The following is a 500-nucleotide window of genomic DNA, read 5'->3' as shown; positions in this document are numbered from 1 at the left end:
GATTCATCTTTTAAAGTACGCATGAGCACAGAACAGGTTGTCAGAAAAGCAGCGTCCTTACGTTTTCGGTAATACGCATCAGTCGAACAAACCGCAATGATCTCGATTGATTCAGGGTGATGACAGATAGCATTAACCGTAGTTTGTTCATGTATCTGTACCTTGAGTTCAGCCTGAATTTTTGATTGATGATACATAGCCTTGAGATAGCTAAACATGATTTCCCCATCAAACATTAAGTCGTGTCAATTCCTAGAGTTAACACATTTCTGATCATGACTCACACGTTACGTTCAGTCGGTAGCCATCTGTGCAAAAAATGCGCTTAGCGTAGGATAATTTCCTTTTTCCAAGCGGACCCCTAAGTGAACTGCAGTTGCCATGTTTTACGGCAGTGAGAGCAGAGATAGCGCTGATGTCCGGCAGTGCTTTTGCCGTTACGCACCACCCCGTCAGTAGCTGAACAGGAGGGACAGCTGATAGAAACAGAAGCCACTGGA

The 500-nt window shown here is 44.4% G+C and carries 1 protein-coding gene and 1 pseudogene; both read right to left on the bottom strand.

Annotated features, from left to right (window positions below; all coding sequences use genetic code 11):
* Window positions 1-218, bottom strand: a 218-nt coding sequence (locus AC007G_RS28320) for a hypothetical protein (protein WP_252918450.1), incomplete at its 3' end; no start/stop codon positions are given.
* 146 nt (window positions 219-364) lie between these two features.
* Window positions 365-496 (bottom strand): annotated as a pseudogene (locus AC007G_RS28315) (IS1 family transposase); the annotation flags it as partial.
* Between the last annotated feature and the right edge of the window lie 4 nt (window positions 497-500).

This window comes from Klebsiella sp. CSG-1, assembly GCF_056521145.1.
The sequence above is the reverse complement of the archived record's forward strand: the minus strand, read 5'-3'. Positions and strand labels throughout refer to the sequence as shown.